Source organism: Conexibacter sp. SYSU D00693 (genome assembly GCF_017084525.1).
In the GTDB taxonomy this organism is placed as follows: Bacteria; Actinomycetota; Thermoleophilia; order Solirubrobacterales; family Solirubrobacteraceae; genus Baekduia.
Genome location: NZ_CP070950.1, coordinates 2,589,871 through 2,606,357, shown reverse-complemented (window position 1 = coordinate 2,606,357; position 16,487 = coordinate 2,589,871). Strand labels below are relative to the sequence as shown.

Here is a 16,487-nt window from a genome sequence, read left to right as displayed (position 1 = left end):
GCGTGGCGCGCCCGCCGCGCGTCGCGGTCGTCGGGCACGTCGAGTGGGTCGACGTCGTCGCGGTCGACCACCTGCCGCGGCCGGGGGAGATCGTCCACGCGTCGGGCATCCGCAGTCGCGCCGGGGGCGGCGGGGCGATGGCGGCGTTCCAGCTCGCCGCGCTCGCGGGCTCCTGCACGTTCCTCTGCGCGCTGGGCGACGACCGCACCGGCGACGACGCCCTCGGCGACCTCGAGGCGCGCGGGGTGACGGTGCGGGCGGTGCGGCGCGCGGGCAAGGGCCAGCGCCGCGCGATCACGCTGCTCGACGCCGCGCACGAGCGCTCGATCGTCGTGGCGCGCGAGCGGCTCGTGCCGTGGGGCTCGGACGACCTCGGCTGGGACGACGCGGCGACGTGGGACGCGGTCTACGTCACCGGCGGCGACGCGGCGGCGGTCCGGGCCGCCCGGGCGGCCAAGGTCGTCGTCGCCACGCCGCGCGCCCGCGACGCCCTCGTCGAGGCGGGCATCGTGCTGGACGTCGTCGTGGGCAGCGCGAGCGACGGCGGCGAGCGCGTCGACGAGACCCTCGCCGCGCTCGCCCGCACCGTCGTGCAGACCGAGGGCGCGGCCGGCGGCCACTGGCGACCGGGTGGCGCGAGCGACGACCTGGCCGAGGCGCGGCTGTGCGACGCCGCCGGCGCCGGCCGCTGGAGCGCCGCACCGCTGCCCGGGACGCCGCACGACAGCTACGGGTGCGGCGACACCTTCGCGGCCGGGCTCACCTACGCCCTCGGTGCCGGCCTGCCCCTCCCCGACGCCTGCGCCCTCGGCGCCCGCTGCGGCGCGGCGACGCTCTGCCTGCCGGCGCCGGACGTCGCCTCCGCGGCGACCCTCCTCGACGGCGCCCCCCTCCGCGTCGCGTGAGGACAAAGGGACAGTCCCCTGCTTCTCACGGGTCGCGTCCACCGCCTCAGAAACCGCCCAGGAGCAGGGCTTCTTCGCGGCGTGGGCGCGCGGCGGGGCTGCGGGGCGCGGGCATGCCGTGCGAAGAAGGGGACAGGCCCCTGCTTCTCACGCCAGGGCGCGGCGCAGGGCGGCGACGGCGTCCTCGCCGGGGTGCTGCTCGACGACCTCCTTGCGCCAGCGGCCGGTGAAGGCCTCGCGGGAGCCGTCGCCGCGCAGGTCGACGCCGCCGCGGCGGCGGTCCGGGCCGGTGAGCTCCGCGCGGGCGGCGACCTGCTGGACCGGCTCCACCTCGCGCACGAAGGCCTTCTCGGTGCCGCGGCGCTCGGTGGCGGCGAGCTCGTCGAGGCGGCGTTCCAGGGCGAGGAAGGCCGTGCCGGCGTCGTCGAAGCGCGCCTTCTCGGTCTTCCCGCGGCGGCGGAGGGTCAGGGTCCAGGCGCTGATCGCCCGAGCCTACGGCGGGTAGGGCTACGCCGCGACGGGCGGCGAGAAGGCCGGCGCCACGCGGGGTAGGTCGGCGGTCGCGAGCTCGCGGGCCAGCGCCTCGTCGATGCGCGCCATGAGCCGGTGCGCGGCGGTGTTGTCGGCGAGCATCGTCGCGGTGAACCGGCGAACGCCGCGCGCGGCGGCGGCGCGGGCCAGCGCCTCGCCCAGCCGCGAGCCGAGGCCCAGGCCGTGGAGGTCGTCGGCGATGACGACGGCGATCTCGGCCTGGTCGGGGCGCTCGCGGTCGCGGACCCAGCGGCCGACGCCGACGACGACGTCCGGCCGGTCCTCGCGCACGGCGACGAGCGCGACGTGGTCCACGTGGTCGACCTCGGTGAGGTAGCGCAGCTCCTTGGCGGACAGCCGCGGCTTGGGGCCGAGGAAGCGCCGGTGCTGGGACTCCGGGCTCAGCCGGGCCAGCCCGTCGGCGATGAGGAGCTTGTCGGCCGAGCGGATCGGCCGGACGCGGAGCTGCAGACCTGTGGGGAGGACGACCCGCACAGGCACAAAGTACTGAAATGCAACTATCGTGTGGTGATGGCGGTCACAGAACGGGGGTGCGGTCCCCCGCACCCCCGTCCCAGGCCCTGCGGATGTGCCCGGGCGCTAGGCGCCGCTCGGGATCTCGCCGCCCGAGCGCGACCCCATGTCCACGTAGTCGCGCGTGCGGTCGCCGGTGTAGATCTGCCGCGGACGGGCGATCTTCTGCTCCTTGTCGGTGACCATCTCGAGCCACTGGGCGATCCAGCCCGAGGTGCGCGGGATGGCGAACATCACCGTGAACATCTCGACCGGCAGGCCGAGCGCCTCGTAGATGAGGCCCGAGTAGAAGTCGACGTTCGGGTAGAGCTTGCGCTGGACGAAGTAGTCGTCCTCCAGCGCGATCTTCTCCATCTCCGTCGCGATCTCGAGCAGCGGGTTCTTGCCCGTGACCTCGAAGACGTCCTCAGCCGCCGCCTTGATGATCCGCGCCCGCGGGTCGTAGTTCTTGTAGACGCGATGGCCGAAGCCCATCAGGCGCTCGTTGCCGTCCTTCACGCCCTGCATGAAGTCGGCGATGTTCTCCTTCTTGCCGACCCGGCGGAGCATCTCCAGGACCGCCTGGTTGGCGCCGCCGTGCAGCGGCCCGTAGAGCGCCGCGATGCCGGCCGCCACCGCGGAGTACGGGTCGACCTGCGAGGAGCCGACCGCCCGGACCGCGTTCGTCGAGCAGTTCTGCTCGTGGTCGGCGTGGAGGATGAAGAGGATGTCGAGCGCGCGCTCGAGCCGGGGGTCCGGCTCGTAGCGGACCTCCGTCATCTTGTACATCATCGACAGGAAGTTGCCGGGGTAGGCCAGGTCGTTGTCGGGATAGACGTACGGCTGGCCCATGATGTGGCGGAAGGAGAACGCCGCGAGGGTCGGCATCTTCGCCAGGAGCCGGATCGTCTGGATCAGGCGACACTCCGGGTCCTTGATGTCCTTCGCGCCCGGGTAGAACGTCGAGAGCGCGCCGACCGACCCGAGCAGCATCCCCATCGGGTGCGCGTCGTGCCGGAAGCCCTGCATGAACGACTTGATGTTCTCGTGCACGAACGTGTGCACGGTGATCTGGTTCGTCCACCAGTCGAGCTGCTCGCGGGTCGGCAGCTCGCCGAAGATCAGCAGGTAGGCGACCTCGAGGTAGCTGCTCTTCTCGGCCAGCTGCTCGATGGGGTAGCCGCGGTACTCGAGGATCCCCTTGTCGCCGTCGATGTAGGTGATCGCCGACCGCGTGGACGCCGTGTTGGTGAACGCGGGGTCGTAGGTCATGAGGCCGAAGTCGTCCTCGTCGACCTTCATCTGGCGGAAGTCCATCGCCCGCACGGTCCCGTCCGTGATCGGGACCTCGTAGGTCTTGCCCGTCCGGTTGTCCGTGACGGTCAGGGTCTGATCGCCGGTCGCGGCGCCGTTGCCCTGCTGCGTCTCGGTGTCGGTGCTCAAGGCTGTCTCCCTCTCGGTTCGCGGATCGCGGCGGACTCTACTTCGCCCGTCTCTGCCCGCTCCGAGCGGCGGACAAGCAGCGCTAGCCCGTGGCGATGGAGGCTGCCATCGTGCCGACGACCAGCAGCGCGGTCACGCCCATGACCGCCTTGGCGGGACCGCCCGTGGTGGGCCAGTCCGCCCGGCGCAGCCCGTAGGCCGACAGCAACACCGCCCAGACCGCGAGGATCCCGCCGAGGACGTAGAACGCGGTCTTGGAGGGCTCCTCCTCGTGGACCTCCGCCGCCAGCAGGAAGAGCGTGTCGAGCATGGTCAGCCGACCCTATCCCGGCGGGGCTCGCCAGGACCACCCTCGTAGCGCGACTCGGTCGCCTCGACCTGGCCGTGGTAGTGGCTGCCGAGCTCCGGATGGCCGTACGGGCGCTCCGCCGGCCTGTCGAGCGTCATGAGGCTGAGCTGCGCGATCGGCAGGCCCGGCCGCAGGACGATGGGGACGCTGTTGAAGTTCGTGATCTCGAGCGTGAGCGTCCCCGTGAACCCCGGGTCCACGAAGCCGGCCGTGGCGTGGACGATGAGCCCGAGGCGGCCCAGCGAGCTCTTGCCCTCGATGCGGGCGACGAGGTCGTCGGGCATCGTCACGTGCTCCACCGTGCGGCCGAGCACGAACTCGCCGGGGTGGATGACGAACGTGCCGTCGTCCTCGATGGCGACGTGCTCGGTCAGCCCGCCGGGCGGGTCGGCCAGGTCGATCGCCTGGATGCGGTGGTTGTGGAAGACCCGGAAGGACGGGCCGAGCTTCAGGTCCACGCTCGCGGGCTGGACCATCTGCGCGTCCCACGGCTCGATGCGCAGCCGGCCCTCCTCGACGAGGCGGCGGATCGTGCCGTCGGAGAGGACGGAGGCCGTGTCCATGCCTCCATCCCATCAGATGCGGTGGCCGTCTAGGGCTGGCCGGCCTCGTCGCGCCGGGCGCCCTCCTGCGCGGTGCGCTCGTCGTGCGTGGCCTCCTCGTCGGCGGTGAAGAAGCCCAGCTCGCCGCTGTCGCCCGGGTCCCGGGGCGAGGGGGAGCGGTCGCCCTCGCCCGGTGCCAGCGGGCGGTCGGCGGAGGGGGACTCGCCACCGGGGGTGGCGCGGCCGGGACCGTCGTGCTCCATGGCCTCGTGCTCCCCGGCGCCCGCCGGGGCGACACGTGGCTAGGGCGTGCGCAGCGGGCGGCGCGGGACGCTCACCCGGTCGCGTGCGCACGCGCTCGTGCGCACGCGCGCGGGAGCCGGTGCGCGGCGGCCGTCGTGCGGGCCGCGGGTCCGGGGTGGCGAGGGGCGCTTGGGGCGCGGGTGGCGGGGGCGCTTCGTGCCGCCGTCGCCGCCGGACTCCTCCTCGCCGGGCTCGTCGTCCGTCTGGCGCACCGACCACCAGACGAGCCAGAGCAGCGCGAAGACGGGGATCTTCAGGACGAGCATGATCCAGATGAAGCCCCAGTCCATGGCGGGATGCTACCCGCGGTGCGCAAGCCGAAGTGCGCCTTGTCCTCCTGGCGCCGACGGGCGCCCGCCGACGACCTAGCGCTTCGTGCGCCGCTTGGACCTGGAGCTCTTCCTCGCCTTCTTCTTCTTCGAGCTCTTCTTCTTGGAGGCCTTGGCCTTCTTCTTCTTCTTCTTGGCCTTCTTCTTCGGCTTGGCCTTCTTCGTGGCGGGCGCCGAGGCGGGGGCCGGGCCGAGGACGGAGCTCAGGGCGCCTGCGGCGTCGACCGAGCCGGCCTCGACCGGCAGGCCGGTGCGCTGGGCCGTGCCGACGACGGCGGTGCGCAGGGCGTCGGCGCTGAGGTCGGGGCGCGCCGCGAGCAGGAGCGCGAGGGTCGCGGCGACGTGGGGCGAGGCCATCGACGTGCCCGTGCGCCACTCGTAGCCGCCGCCCATGGCGGTCGAGAGGACCTCCTGGCCGGGGGCGGCGACGTCGACGCCGCGGCCGAAGGCCGAGAGGCGGGCCAGCGCGCCGCCCGAGTCGCTCGCCGCGACGGCGACGACGTTGGGGTCGGGCAGCGAGGCGGGGTAGGACGGGACGAGGCCGAGGTCCTTGCCGGTGTTGCCGGCGGCGCTCACGATGAGCACGCCCGCGCGCTCGGCCTCGTCGACGGCCTCGTCGAGCTCGCCGCTGGAGGCCGGGCCCGAGAGGGAGAGGTTGATGACCTTGGCGCCCTCGGCGATCGCGTAGCGGATGCCCGCGGCGACCTTGCCGGTGTCGCCGCCGGCGCGCGCGTCGAGCACGCGGACGACCATGAGCTGCGAACGGCCGGCCAGGCCGGAGACGCCGACGCCGTTGCCGGCGCGCGCCGCGATGATCCCGGCGACGTGGGTGCCGTGGCCGTTGCGGTCGGCGGGGTCGCCGTCGCCGTCGACCACGTCCGCGCCGTGCACGTCGTCGACGTAGCCGTTGCGGTCGTCGTCGCGGCCGTTGCCGGCGACCTCGTCCGGGTTGGTCCACAGCGCGCCCTGGAGGTCCGGGTGCCCGAGGTCGACGCCCGTGTCGAGGACGGCGATCGTCACGCCCTCGCCGGCGCTGCGCGCCCACGCGGCCGGCGCGTGGAGGGACTGGTCGGCGGCCAGGGGCCACTGGTCGGGCAGCAGCGGGTCGGTGCTCGGCGCCTGGGAGGCGCGGGCCACCGCGCGGAAGGCGGCGGTGCGCGCCTTGGCGGGCGCGGGCTGCGCGGCGGGGGTGGCGGCGGTGCCGTCCGGCGCCGACATCCGAGCGGCGGACGCGGGCACCGCCGGCAGCAGGAGGGCCGCCGTGAGGACCGGGAGAAGACGTCGCACGGCCCAGTGGTCGACCGCGGCTCATCGCTCGTGCACCGATCTGGCCGGATGATCGGCCTTCCGTCGAGGGTTGGGACACAACCCCCCGGCGGAATGCGGGGATGTGCACCGCATTCTTGTCCTGCCGTTCGCCGCAGAAGACCGCGCGTCGCGCGTCGCAGGTCTACGCTCGGAGCTTGTGAAGGAGCTGGAACCGTCCTCCGGCCGAGCACGCCGCAGCGATGCGCTGCGCAACATCGACGCGATCCTGCAGGCCGCGTCCCTCCTGCTCGCTGACCAGCCACGGGCCTCCATGCAGGACATCGCCGAGGCCGCCGGCGTCCATCGCGCGACCGTCCATCGGCACTTCCCCTCGCGCGACGACCTCCTGATGGCGCTGCGCCGCCGGTCGCTCGACGACACGATCGCCCTGCTGCGCGACCGCGAGCTCACCGACGGCGAGCCCGGCGCGGCGGTCGAGCGCCTCAGCGCCGCGGTCCTGCGCATCGGCGAGACCAACCCGTCCTGGCGGATGACGCCGGTGCACGACGAGATCAGCGAGGAGCGCGACGTCGAGATGCGCGAGCCGCTGGTGGCCCTGATGACGCGCGGCCGCGAGAGCGGCGCGCTGCGCGGCGACCTCCCGCCGCTGCTCCTGGCGGCGGCCTGGGGCGGGCTCATCGTCGGCATGCTGCCGCTGATCCGCCGCCGCGTGCTCTCACCCGAGCAGGCCGGCGCGGTGGTCCGGCGGATGCTCTCCACGCCCTAGGGCTCCGGCGGTTGCCCGCGCGCTCGGCGCGCGGTTAGGGTCGGCAGCGACCTCGGGGAGAGGAGGAGGGCCGAGGTGTCGTCCAGCCCTGCGCGGGCGCTTGCCGTCGTCGTGATGGTGGTCGCCGCGGCCGTCGTCGCCGTGGTGCTCGTCGGCGGCCGGGCGGGCAGCTACGAGGTGGTCGTCACGGCGCAGGACGCCGGCCAGCTCGTGGAGGGCAACCTCGTGGAGGTCGGCGGCGCCGAGGTCGGGACGGTGCAGTCGATCGAGCTCACGCCGGACAACCGGGCGCAGCTGCGGCTGCGCATCACCGACGAGGACCTCACGCCGCTGCACGAGGGCACGCGCGCGTCGATCCGCTCGCCGTCGCTCTCGTCGGTGGCGGGCCGGCTCGTGGCCCTGCATCCGGGGCCCGACTCCGCGCGGGCGATCCCCGACGGCGGGCGCATCGGCGCGGAGTCGACCGAGCCGATCGTCGACCTCGACGCCGTCATCAACACGCTCGACGCGGGGACGCGCTCGGCGCTGCAGGACCTCGTCCACGGCACCGCGACGGCGTTCGGCGGCGACCGGGCCGCGGCCAACCGTGGGCTCGAGGCGCTGAGCCCGGCGCTCACCCAGACCTCGCGGACGCTCGACCAGCTCCTCGCCGACCAGCCGGCGTTCGAGCGCTTCCTCGTCGAGGGCGCCACGGTCGTCGACGCCGTCGCCGCCCGCGAGGACGACCTGGCGGCGGGCGTCGTGTCGGCGGCGGGGACGGCGGACGCCGTGGCCGCCGCGGCGGACGAGCTCGACGGCGCGCTGCGCGCCGCGCCCGGCACGCTGCGCCGCGCGAACACGACGCTGGCCAACCTCCGCGCCGCGGCGGGCGACCTGCGCCCCGCCGTGCGCGACGCGGTGCCGGTCGCGCCCCGCCTGCGGGCGTTCCTCGCGGCGGCCCGGCCCGTGCTGCGCGCCGCCCGGCCGGTCGTCGGCGACGTGCGCCGGCTGCTGCCCGACGCGGGCGCGCTGCTGCGCGGCGCCCCGGCGCTCGAGGACCGCGCGCGCCCGGCGTTCGCCGCGGCGACCGAGGCGGTCGGGGGGCTGCAGGACGAGGGGGTCGTCGACGGCGTCCGCGCCTACACGCCCGACCTCGTCGCGGGCCTGCTCAACGGGTTCGGCGGGACGACCGGCGCCTCCTACGACGCCAACGGCCACTACACGCGCATCGGGCTGCAGGGCAACCCGTTCTCGGGCTCGGGCCTGCTCTCGCTCGGCGACGCGCAGCCGGCCGACAACCCGCTCCTGCGCTTCCGCCGCGGCGTCGTCGAGCGCTGCCCCGGCGCGGCGACGCAGGCGGCGCCCGACGCGTCGAACCCGTGGTTGACGGCGACGCCGTGCAAGGAGGCCGACAGCCTCCGATGAGGCGTGTCCTCGCCGCCACGCTGGTCGTCGTCGCGCTCGCCGCGGGCTGGACCGTGCTGTCCGGTGCGGGCGGCAGCAGCGGCGGGACCTTCCGCGTCGACGCGCTCTTCGACAACGCCGGGTTCCTCATCCCGGGCCAGGACGTGAAGGTGGCCGGCGCGAAGGCGGGCAAGGTGGTCGACGTCGTCGTGGACGGCCGGCGCGCGCGGGTGCAGATGGAGGTCGACGACGACTTCGCGCCGTTTCGCTCCGACGCGGACTGCACGATCCAGCCGCAGTCGCTCATCGGGGAGAAGTTCGTGCAGTGCGCGCCGGGCTCCCCGCGCGGGCGGCCGCTCGCCGGTCGCGGGGACACGGTCCCGACCGTCCCGGTGACGAACACCCACGCGCCGGTCGACCCCGACCTCCTCGCCGCGACGTTCCGCCAGCCGGTCACCACGCGCGTGGCGATCGTCCTCAACGAGCTCGGCACCGGCCTCGCCGCGCGCGGCGACGACCTCAACGCCGTCATCCGCCGCGCCAACCCGGCGCTGCAGGAGGCCGACCGCGTCCTGCGGATCGTCGAGCGCGACCGCGCGCGCATCCGTGCCCTGACCCACGAGGCCGACCGGGTCGTCGGGGCGCTGGCCGAGCACCGCGGCGCGGTGGGCGACGTGCTCGAGCGCGGCGCGCGTGTGGCGGACGTGACGGCGCGGCGCCGCGCCCAGCTCGAGCGGACGGTCGCGGGGCTGCCGCCGCTGCTGCGCGAGGCCGAGCCGACGATGCGCGACCTGGCCTCCGCGGCGCGCGACGTCGAGCCGGTCCTGGCCGACGCCCAGCAGGCGGCTCCGGCGCTGCGCCGCCTGGCTCGCGCGGCGGGGCCGCTGGCCGACGAGGCGCGCCCCGCGCTCGACCGGCTGGGCACCGCCTCGGTCACCGGGGAGCGCGCGCTGCGGGCGGCGGCGCCGGTGGTCCGCCGGCTGCGGCGCTTCGCCGCGGCGGCCCGGCCGACGGCCGACCTGCTCGACGAGCTGCTCGTCTCGCTGCGCGCCCGCGGGGTCGTCGAGGGCCTGCAGACCTTCGCGCGCAACGCCGCCCTGACCACGTCGCGGTTCGACCGCTACTCCCACACGATCCCCGCGCACCTCATCGGCTCGGCGTGCGCGCTCTACGCGACGACGACGGTGCCGGCGTGCGACGCGCACTTCGCGGCGGGGCGTGGCGTGCGGGCGACGGCGAGGCCCCGGCGCGGGACGGCCCGCGCCGAGCGCGAGCGCCCGCGGCGGCCCGTGACGCCCGCGCCCGTGCCGCCGGCGTCCACGACGCCCGCGCCGGCCAGGACCGAGCCGGCGCCCGCCCCGACGTCGCCCGCCGCGCCCGAGGCGCCGAAGGGCGCGATCCCCCAGCTCCTCGACGACACGCGCGAGCTGCTGGACGGCCTGCTCGGCGGCGGCAGGGACCGGCCGCGGCAGTCGCCCCCGTCCTCCGACCCGGTCGGCCCGTTGCTCGACCTCCTGCTCGGATGATCCGCCGCCCCAACGAGTCGAGCATCGCCGCCAACCCGGTGCTCATCGGCGCCGCCACGGTGCTGGTGACGCTCGTGGCGATGTTCCTCTCCTACAACGCCAACGACGGGCTGCCGTTCGTGCCCACCTACGAGGTGGAGGTGCTCGTCCCGGACGCGGCGTCGCTCGTGCCGGGCAACGACGTCCGGGTCGGCGGCGAGCGCGTCGGCGTGGTCGACGCGATCACCGCCGAGGAGCAGCGCGACGGCACGGTGGCCGCACGGCTGGCGCTGAAGCTGGAGGAGCCCCAGCGGCCGCTGCCCACCGACAGCGTGGTGACCGTCCGCCCGCGCTCGACGCTCGGGCTGAAGTACCTCGAGCTCCAGCGCGGGCGCAGCCGGCGCGGCGTGCGGGCGGGCGGGACGCTGCCGGTCTCGCAGGCCGGCGGGATCGTCGAGCTCGACGAGGTCTTCAACGCCTTCGACGCCGAGTCGCGGCGGGCGTTCCGCGGCGCGGTCGAGCCGGCGGCCGACGCGCTGGCGTCGCGCGGGCAGGACGTCAGCGCGAGCATCGAGGCCCTGCGCCCGGCGACGCGCCTGCTGCGCCCCGTCGCCCGGACGCTGCGCGCGCGGCGCACGGACCTGCGGGGCTGGATCCGCGGGCTGGAGGCGGCCGCCGGCGCGGCGGCGCCGGTCGCCGCCCAGCTGGGGTCGCTGACCGAGGGCGCCGCGGCCACGCTGGGCTCGCTGGACGCCGAGCGCGACGCCCTCGGCGCGACGCTCGACCGCGCGCCGCAGACCGAGGCGGTCGCCACGCGGGTGCTGGGCCGCGCCCGGCCCGTCGTCGCGGACGCCGCGGCGCTGGCACGCGAGCTGCGGCCGGGCACGCGCGCGCTGCCCGCGGCCGCGCGCAGCCTCGACCGCGCGGTGCGCCGCGGAACGCCGGTCCTGCGCCGGGCGATCCCGCTCGGCCCGGACCTGGAACGCACGCTGCGCGCGCTGCAGCGCCTGTCGCAGGACCCGGCCACCCCCGACTCCGTGACCGGCCTCACCGCCGCCGTCGCGTCGCTCGAGCCGACACTGCGCAGGACCAACCCGTTCCAGGTCACCTGCAACTACCTCGGGCTGTGGACGCGCAACGCGTCGTCGACGATCAGCGAGGGCGACGAGACCGGCAACTGGTTCTCGTTCACGCCGGTCCTCGAGCTGCCCGAGGTCCTCCAGTCGGCGACGCCGAGCCCGCGCCTGCACGCGACGCCCTACGGCTCGGTCGACGGCGAGTGCGAGACCGGCAACGAGCGCTGGACCGGACAGCAGCGCATCGGCTCGACGCCCGAGCGCGAGCCGTTCTCGACCGAGCTGACCGCGCCGCCGAAGGGCACGCCTCCGGGCCCCGGCATGGAGGGCGGCCCGCGGTGAGGCGGCTGGACAGCGTGGGGGCGCGGGTGCGCTTCGGCCTGCTGACCGTCGCCGTGTGGGTCGGCGCGTTCTACCTCGCCTTCGGCGGCCCGCTGCCGTTCCGCGGCGGCTACGAGGTCGAGGCCGTCGTCTCGTCGGTCACCGAGCTGCGCGCCGACTCGCCGGTGCGCGTGGCCGGCGTCCAGGTGGGGGAGGTCGTCGAGGTCCGCCGCGGCGAGGGCGCGACGGGCGTGGTGCGGATGCGCATCGACGACGGCGGGCGGCCGCTGCACCGTGACGCGACGCTCAAGGTGCGCCCGCGGCTGTTCCTCGAGGGCAACTTCTTCGTCGACCTGCATCCCGGGACGCCGCAGGCGCCCGAGCTCGAGGACGGCGGGCGGATCCCGCTGGGCCAGACGGCCATCCCGGTCCAGCTCGACCAGGTCCTCAGCGCGCTGCGCTCGGACACGCGCACGTCGCTGCGCCAGACGCTCGACGGCCTCGGCGGCGCGCTGGACGACGGCGGGGCGCAGGCGCTGCGCGCGACGTTCGGGCCGCTGCGCGGCGCGATGGCCGGCGCCGCGGTGCTCGCCGAGGAGGCACGCGGCCAGCGCCCCGACGACCTCGCCGCGCTCGTGGTCCGGGGCGAGCGCGTCGTGCGCGCCTTCGCCGAGCGCCGCCGCGACCTCGCCGGGCTCGTCACGGGGCTGCGCCGCACGACCGACGCCCTGGCCGACCGTCGCGGTGCGCTGACCGCGACGGTGCGGGGCCTCGACGGCCTGCTCGAGCAGGCGCCCGCTGCGCTGGCCGACCTCAACCGGGCGATCCCGTCGGTGCGCCGGCTGGCGGGCGACCTGCGGCCGGTCCTGCGCCGCGCCTCGACGACGCTCGACCTCGGCACGCCGCTGCTGCGCGAGGCCGGCCGGCTGCTCGCCGACGACGTCCTGCCGGGCCTCGTGCGTGACGGCCGGCCCGCGGTCCGCGACCTCGAGCGGCTGCGCCCCGAGCTCCAGGAGCTGCTGCGCAAGGTCGAGCCGGTGGCCAGCTGCGTGCACGACCAGGCGCTGCCGGTCCTCGTCGCCAAGCTCGACGACGGCGAGCTGTCGACCGGCCTGCCGGCGTGGCGCGAGCTCATGACCGGGCTGGTGGGCCTGGCCAGCGCGTCGCAGAGCTTCGACGCCAACGGCCCGGCGGTCCGCTACCTCGCGACGTTCGGCGAGAGCCTCGTCTCGAGCGGCCAGCTGCCCAGCCTCACCCGGCTGGTCTCCCAGCAGGCCGTCCCGCTCGTCGGATCGCGCCCGGCCAAGACCGCGCAGGCGCCGCCCTTCCGGCCCGACGTGGAGTGCGCGACCCAGCCGCCCGTGGACCTGCGGGCGCGGACCGCGCCGCCGGCGCCGACGACGGAGGTCCGCGCCGCGGCTGCGCCGTCGCTGACGGAGGTCCGCGCGCTCCTGCGCGAGCTGCGCGCGACGGCCCGGAGGGTGGGCCGATGACGCTGCTCGGGCAGGTCCGCCGCTACGCGGTCGAGATGGCGGCGGTCGTCGGCATGGTGCTCGTGGCCCTCGCCGTCGGCGGCTACATCCTCAGCAACCAGCGGCTGCGCTTCCCCTGGGAGGACGTCTACGAGGTCACGGCGGCGTTCTCGACCGCCCAGGCGGTCACCCCCGGCCAGGGGCAGACGATCGCGGTCGCGGGCGTCGACGTCGGCGAGGTCCGCGAGGTGCGCCTCGTCGACGGCCGGGCGCTGGTGACCTTCGAGGTCGACCGCACGAAGCTCCCGAGGATCCACCGCGACGCGACGATGCTCCTGCGCCCCAAGACCGGGCTGCAGGACATGAGCGTGCAGCTCGACCCCGGCACCGAGGGCTCGCCGCTGCTCGGCCAGGACGACGTCCTGCCGGTGTCGCGCACGCTGCCAAACGTGAACCTCGACGAGGTCCTCGCCGGCCTCGACCAGGACACGCGGCTGTGGCTGCGCACGATCGCCCAGGCCACCGGGCGCGGCCTGCAGGGCCGGGCGCGCGACGTCCGCGCGATCCTGCGCACGGCGGCGCCGTCGCTCGAGCGCACGGCGAAGGTCACCGAGGCGATCACCGCGCGGCGCGGCGAGCTGCGGCGCCTGGTCGGGTCGCTGCGGCGGCTGACCGACGCGGCCGCCGCGCGCGACGACGACGTGCGCGCGCTCGTCACCGGCGCGCACCGCACGTTCGGCGCGATCGCCCGCCAGGACGACGCGGTGCGGGGCGCCCTGGAGCGGCTGCCCGGGACGCTGCGCGCGACGACGGACGCGCTGAGCGCCAGCCGGCCGCTGTCGCGCCGGCTGCCGCAGGCGGTCGCGGCGCTGCGCCCGGCGCTCGCGGACCTCGAGCCGGCGCTGCCGCGCGTCGACCCGCTCCTGCGCGACGCACGGCCGGCGGCGCGGCGGATCCGCGGCCTGGCGGTGCAGGCGCGGCCGGTGCTGCGCAGCGCCCGCCCGGCGGTCCGCGACCTGCTCGCCCAGACCCCCGACCTGAGCTCGTCGTTCGACGTCCTGCGCTACGTCACCAACGAGCTGGGCCACAACCCGGAGGGTCCGGAGGAGGGCTACCTCTTCTGGACCGCGTGGTTCCTGCACAACGCCGGCTCGATCCTCTCGATCGACGACGCGCAGGGGGCGGTGTGGCGCGGCGGGCTCATCGTCTCGTGCTCCACGCTCGGCGGCCTGCCCGAGGAGCTGCACGCCGTCCTGCGGGTCATCACCCAGCTGCCGGCCTGCCCGGCGGACGCGAGCGGCCAGACCCCCGCGCGGAGGGCCGGGCGGTGAGCAAGCAGGCCCCGACCCTCGGCCGCCTGCTGGCGATGGTGCTCTTCGCTCTGTCGTGCTTCGGCCTGCTGCTGTTCCTGTGGACGTCCTTCGGCGGGCCCGCGCCGCTCAAGCCCAAGGGCTACCGGCTCGAGGTCCCGTTCGACGAGGCCACGCAGCTCACGCAGAACGCGGACGTCCGCGTCTCGGGCGTGCCGATCGGCAAGGTCGTCGCGCTGGACACCGACGGCCAGGGCCGCACGCTCGCCACGCTCGAGCTGCGCGCCCGCTACGCCCCGGTGCACCGCGACGCGCGGGCCACGCTGCGCCTCAAGACGCTGCTCGGCGAGACGTTCGTCGAGCTCACGCGCGGGACGCCGGATGCGCCGCTGCTGCCCGAGGGCGCGCGGCTGCCGCGCTCGCAGGTCCAGGGCACGGTCGAGCTCGACGAGGTCCTGCGCGCGTTCGACGCGCCGACGCGGCGGGCGTTCAAGCGCGGCCTCCAGGGCGCGGCGGCGATCCTGCGCGACCGCGGGCCCGACCTCAACGACGCCCTCGGCGGCCTGGCGGGGACGGCGCAGCGCGGCGCCGGGCTGCTCGCGGTCCTGCACGCGCAGGAGGACGCGCTGTCCCACGGGGTGCGCGACACCGGCCGGGTCTTCGCCGCGCTGGGCCGCGACGACGGCGCGGTGCGCCGGCTCGTCACGTCCGCCGACCGCGTCCTGCGCACGACCGCGCGCCGCGACCCCGACGTCCGCGCCCTCCTCCGCCGGCTGCCCACCTTCCAGGACGAGCTGCGCCCGACGCTCGAGGAGGCCGACCGCCTGCTCGCCGACGCCCGGCCCGTCCTGGCCCAGCTGCGCCGCGCGGCGCCCGACGTCCGGCCGGTGCTGCGCGACGGCACCGCGCTGGCGCCCGAGCTCGAGCGCCTCTTCGCCGACGTCGACCCGGTCGTGCGCGCGTCGGCCGCGGGCCTGCCGGCGCTGCGACGCACGGTCGACGCCGCCCGGCCGCTCGTGGGCGTCCTCGACCCGCTCGCCCGGGACCTGCGGCCGGTCGCCGACTACGTCGGGCGCTACCAGCGCGAGCTCATGCAGTCGTGGATGAACGTCGCCGCCTCGACCCAGGCGACCTTCAAGCCGGCGGGCGCGCAGGGCCGGCTGCACTACCTGCGGGTGCTCATCCCGATCTGGACCGAGGCGCTGGTCAACCAGGCCAAGCGCCTGCCCACCAACCGCCACAACGCGTACCTCGCCCCCGGCGCGCTGGCCAAGCTCGGTCAGGGCGGCCTCGAGTCCTTCTCCTGCTCGCACACCTCCAACCCGCCCGCGCTGCCCGCGCTGGGCACGGCGCCGCCGTGCAAGGTCCAGGCGCCCTGGGCCTTCGGCGGCCAGACGGCGGCGTTCCCGCGGCTGCGGGAGGTGGCGCCGTAGGGCCGTTGCGCGGGCGCAGCGCGCGAGCGGCCGAGCGGCGCTCAGTCCGCGACGCGCAGCACGACCTTCCCCGTCGTCCTGCGCCCACCCAGGTCGATCTGCGCCTGGCGCGCCTCCTCGAGCGGGTAGGAGGCGCCGCGCAGCGGCTTGAGCTCGCCGGAGCGGACCTTCTCGAAGAGGCCGTGCAGGGCCTCGTCCACCATCGCCGGCCGGTCGAGGGTGTGGTTGAGCCAGAAGCCCACGACGGCGTGCGAGCGGCGCATGAGGGCGCCGGTGCGCAGCTCGTTCTGCTCGCGCGAGGCGATGCCGTAGGCGACCATCCGGCCGAAGGGGGCCAGCGCGGTCAGGCACTCCTCGAAGACCTTGCCGCCGGCCATCTCGAGGACGACGTCGACGCGCTCGCCGAGGTTCGCCTCGACGAGGCGCTCGCCGAGGCCCTCGGGGTGCGCGTCGACCGCGGCGTCGGCGCCCAGCTCGAGGCAGAGCTCGCGCTTCTCGGGGGTCGAGGCGGTGGCGATGACGCGCCCGGCGCCGAAGGCCCTGCCGAGCTGGATCGCCAGCGACCCGGTGCCCCCCGCGCCGGAGACGACGACGACCGACTCGCCCGGGCGAACGCGCGCGCAGGTGGCGTGCAGGTGCCAGGCGGTCAGGCCCTGGATGACCATCGCCAGGGCCGTGGCGTCGTCGACGCCGTCGGCGACCGGGAAGGTGAGCGACTCGGGGGCGGTGGCGTACTCGGCGTAGCCGCCGGTGCCGCAGAGCGCGACGACCCGCTGGCCGGTGTCCTCGCGCACGCCGACGACCTCGGAGCCCGGGATGAGCGGGAGGGTCTGCTTGGCCAGGTAGGAGTCCTCGCGCGCGTGGGTGTCGGCGAAGTTCAGCCCGGCGGTGGTGACCTTGATGAGGACCTCGCCGTCGGCCGGCTCGGGGGTGGGGACGTCGACGAGCTGCAGGACCTCGGGTCCGCCGAACTCCGTCTGCTGGATCGCGCGCATGGCGCGGCAGGCTATGCGAGCGCCGTCCGCGCGGGCGGCCCC

17 protein-coding genes are annotated in these 16,487 nt (G+C 76.0%); 8 read left to right on the top strand and 9 right to left on the bottom strand.

Features of this window, described 5'->3' with window-relative positions:
• Positions 1 to 2 precede the first annotated feature (2 nt).
• Entirely contained in the window at positions 3 to 905 is a 903-nt protein-coding gene (locus tag JUB12_RS12920) for a PfkB family carbohydrate kinase (protein WP_205695837.1), read from the top strand.
• A gap of 147 nt (positions 906 to 1,052) precedes the next feature.
• On the opposite strand, the gene JUB12_RS12915 is transcribed toward JUB12_RS12920, so the two are convergent.
• From JUB12_RS12915 to JUB12_RS12880, 8 genes are all read right to left on the bottom strand, one after another.
• Complete coding sequence (locus JUB12_RS12915) at positions 1,053 to 1,244, bottom strand: hypothetical protein (protein ID WP_205695836.1); 192 nt, start codon at positions 1,242 to 1,244, stop codon at positions 1,053 to 1,055.
• Positions 1,245 to 1,412: 168 nt separating this feature from the next.
• Complete coding sequence (locus tag JUB12_RS12910) at positions 1,413 to 1,931, bottom strand: GNAT family N-acetyltransferase (protein ID WP_205695835.1); 519 nt, start codon at positions 1,929 to 1,931, stop codon at positions 1,413 to 1,415.
• Positions 1,932 to 2,036: 105 nt separating this feature from the next.
• Positions 2,037 to 3,392 (bottom strand): citrate synthase, encoded by a 1,356-nt coding sequence (locus tag JUB12_RS12905; protein ID WP_205695834.1) that lies wholly within the window; start codon positions 3,390 to 3,392, stop codon positions 2,037 to 2,039.
• 82 nt (positions 3,393 to 3,474) lie between these two features.
• Positions 3,475 to 3,702: a hypothetical protein gene (locus JUB12_RS12900; protein ID WP_205695833.1), complete on the bottom strand. Its 228-nt coding sequence runs from the start codon at positions 3,700 to 3,702 to the stop codon at positions 3,475 to 3,477.
• Between the two features lie 2 nt (positions 3,703 to 3,704).
• A complete protein-coding gene (gene dcd, locus JUB12_RS12895) occupies positions 3,705 to 4,304 on the bottom strand; it encodes a dCTP deaminase (protein WP_205695832.1) in 600 nt (199 codons plus the stop codon).
• A gap of 29 nt (positions 4,305 to 4,333) precedes the next feature.
• Positions 4,334 to 4,546: a hypothetical protein gene (locus JUB12_RS12890; protein WP_205695831.1), complete on the bottom strand. Its 213-nt coding sequence runs from the start codon at positions 4,544 to 4,546 to the stop codon at positions 4,334 to 4,336.
• A gap of 39 nt (positions 4,547 to 4,585) precedes the next feature.
• Complete coding sequence (locus tag JUB12_RS12885) at positions 4,586 to 4,876, bottom strand: hypothetical protein (protein ID WP_205695830.1); 291 nt, start codon at positions 4,874 to 4,876, stop codon at positions 4,586 to 4,588.
• Positions 4,877 to 4,951: 75 nt separating this feature from the next.
• Positions 4,952 to 6,202, bottom strand: coding sequence for a S8 family peptidase (locus tag JUB12_RS12880; protein ID WP_205695829.1), 1,251 nt, complete (start codon positions 6,200 to 6,202; stop codon positions 4,952 to 4,954).
• A 178-nt stretch (positions 6,203 to 6,380) separates the two neighbouring features.
• On the opposite strand from JUB12_RS12880, the gene JUB12_RS12875 reads away from it, so the two are divergent.
• The 7 genes from JUB12_RS12875 to JUB12_RS12845 all read left to right on the top strand — a co-directional run bounded on the left by JUB12_RS12875 (position 6,381) and on the right by JUB12_RS12845 (position 15,450).
• Positions 6,381 to 6,950 (top strand): TetR/AcrR family transcriptional regulator, encoded by a 570-nt coding sequence (locus JUB12_RS12875; protein WP_205695828.1) that lies wholly within the window; start codon positions 6,381 to 6,383, stop codon positions 6,948 to 6,950.
• A 75-nt stretch (positions 6,951 to 7,025) separates the two neighbouring features.
• Complete coding sequence (locus JUB12_RS12870) at positions 7,026 to 8,354, top strand: MlaD family protein (protein WP_205695827.1); 1,329 nt, start codon at positions 7,026 to 7,028, stop codon at positions 8,352 to 8,354.
• Positions 8,351 to 9,859 (top strand): MlaD family protein, encoded by a 1,509-nt coding sequence (locus JUB12_RS12865; RefSeq protein ID WP_205695826.1) that lies wholly within the window; start codon positions 8,351 to 8,353, stop codon positions 9,857 to 9,859. Before JUB12_RS12870 ends, JUB12_RS12865 begins: the two co-directional genes overlap by 4 nt.
• Complete coding sequence (locus JUB12_RS12860; RefSeq protein ID WP_205695825.1) at positions 9,856 to 11,256, top strand: MlaD family protein; 1,401 nt, start codon at positions 9,856 to 9,858, stop codon at positions 11,254 to 11,256. Before JUB12_RS12865 ends, JUB12_RS12860 begins: the two co-directional genes overlap by 4 nt.
• A complete protein-coding gene (locus tag JUB12_RS12855) occupies positions 11,253 to 12,728 on the top strand; it encodes an MlaD family protein (RefSeq protein WP_205695824.1) in 1,476 nt (491 codons plus the stop codon). The genes JUB12_RS12860 and JUB12_RS12855 overlap by 4 nt, the downstream gene beginning before the upstream one ends.
• Positions 12,725 to 14,038, top strand: coding sequence for an MlaD family protein (locus JUB12_RS12850; protein ID WP_205695823.1), 1,314 nt, complete (start codon positions 12,725 to 12,727; stop codon positions 14,036 to 14,038). The genes JUB12_RS12855 and JUB12_RS12850 overlap by 4 nt, the downstream gene beginning before the upstream one ends.
• Positions 14,035 to 15,450 carry an MlaD family protein gene (locus tag JUB12_RS12845; protein ID WP_205695822.1) on the top strand — a complete coding sequence of 472 codons (1,416 nt, stop codon included), beginning with the start codon at positions 14,035 to 14,037 and terminating at the stop codon, positions 15,448 to 15,450. Before JUB12_RS12850 ends, JUB12_RS12845 begins: the two co-directional genes overlap by 4 nt.
• A gap of 41 nt (positions 15,451 to 15,491) precedes the next feature.
• Here the strand turns inward: JUB12_RS12845 and JUB12_RS12840 are convergent, their stop codons facing one another.
• Positions 15,492 to 16,445 (bottom strand): NADPH:quinone oxidoreductase family protein, encoded by a 954-nt coding sequence (locus tag JUB12_RS12840; protein WP_205695821.1) that lies wholly within the window; start codon positions 16,443 to 16,445, stop codon positions 15,492 to 15,494.
• Between the last annotated feature and the right edge of the window lie 42 nt (positions 16,446 to 16,487).